This is a genomic window from Flavobacterium aurantiibacter (assembly GCF_002251775.1).
GTDB lineage: Bacteria > Bacteroidota > Bacteroidia > Flavobacteriales > Flavobacteriaceae > Flavobacterium > Flavobacterium aurantiibacter.
Genome location: NZ_NOXX01000027.1, coordinates 1 through 1,566, shown reverse-complemented (window position 1 = coordinate 1,566; position 1,566 = coordinate 1). Strand labels below are relative to the sequence as shown.

The window sequence follows — 1,566 nt, the reverse complement described above, 5'->3', positions numbered from 1 at the left end:
TAGTTATACTGATTTGATAAGGAACGCAAATGGATAACTCAAAAATTTAATCATTCCGCTTTTTGCGACTCTTAAAAAGTAGGTGGTACCCACAACAAGGTTTGTAAACTTAACGTTCGAACCTTGCTGACAGGAAATTAGCTGTAAATTATTACAACCACCCGAAAACATTGAGATTGCAGTATCATTTAATTCTGGATCGTGTAAAATACCTTTAGTTAAAACAATACAGTGCACCGAATTTGTTGCTGTGAAGGAATACCAAATATCGTTAATGTTTGGAAAACAATCCACAACAGATCCCGTTTCAGTAACGTCAGATTGAGAAGCACCAAAAGTTGAAGCATCATTTACGGATTGTGCTGTAACGGATGTGCCTGTAGTAAAATTTATAGATACGGCAGCGGAACAGAAGTCATTTATGGGCTTTGTTTCAAACTTATTTCCTTGTAAAGGAAATATTTCACCATATATCCAATTTTCACAAATAGGTTGTATAAATGCAAAATAGCGCGTTGAAGGTTGCAGATTATTTGGTGAAAAAGAACTAGCTCCATCTAAAACGAAATTAGTAATTGTACCCGCAGGTAAATTCGAAAAACTACTTAGTGTCACAGTTTCATCAGAATTATTTGGAATTAGTGCCAACCGATAACCAATAAGATTAGGATTTAACTCCCATGACAGGGTTGCGCTTGTTGTAGTAATAGAATCAGCGTTAACAACAAATGATGCTGGCACGCTGCATTGTGCTACACTTATAAGTCCTTTTAATAAAAAGACTACCAGTATTAAAATCGAAAAAATATTTTTCATGAATTTATATTGTTATCGTGACTAATTTAATCTTTTTTTATTTTCAATAAGTGAAAGCACCGTTATTTTTTCCGGCGGCAAGTGTCGGGGGAAATCTATAACCGCCGGCGGGCCTTTTCCTACACTCGAAGCTTTAGACGAACTAACCAGAGGTTACCCCTCACGCGAAAATCGCAAGCAGAGGATTGACCGATTGAAACTCTACTCCCATTTTCTTTTGCTCAAACAAAACGAGTATTGGAGTTTACTTGTTTGAGTTGCATACAGAACTCACGGAATATGCAGGAATTTTAGCTTTTGTAGAGCGAATTTCAACCGATTTTTCACAGACGTAACTAAATGATTAAATGAATTTTAAACCTTGGTAATATTGCAATATTACGTTTATATTTTATCAAAGCCCTTAAAAGAGTTTTCGATGCCGTATGAGCTAAAGATTATTTTTTCGATTCCCAGTCCGTATCAAGTAATATGTAAATGCATTTTAATCGAACAGCCGGCTTTACAATTATTTAGTTGTAATATTGCAATATTACCTCAGATTAACTAATACAAAATCAATAGATTAATCATTTTAGAAATCGCATTTTTTTAAAGTATATAATCTCTTAAAAACCTAACGTTAATTCAAAGACGGCAGTAGAAACGAACGTTAAGTGGGAAAGCTGTTCCGGCAGCAGCCAAAGTGGAAACCCCGCAAGTGCAGCAGGCGTAAAAACAGCCGCGGCGGTACGGCGACCAAAGGAAGCC

Annotated in this window: 1 protein-coding gene; it reads right to left on the bottom strand. The window is 36.1% G+C overall.

What is annotated here, in order from left to right; translation table 11 throughout:
- Window positions 1–3 precede the first annotated feature (3 nt).
- Window positions 4–816 (bottom strand): fibronectin type III domain-containing protein, encoded by an 813-nt coding sequence (locus CHX27_RS00250; RefSeq protein WP_094484791.1) that lies wholly within the window; start codon window positions 814–816, stop codon window positions 4–6.
- Between the last annotated feature and the right edge of the window lie 750 nt (window positions 817–1,566).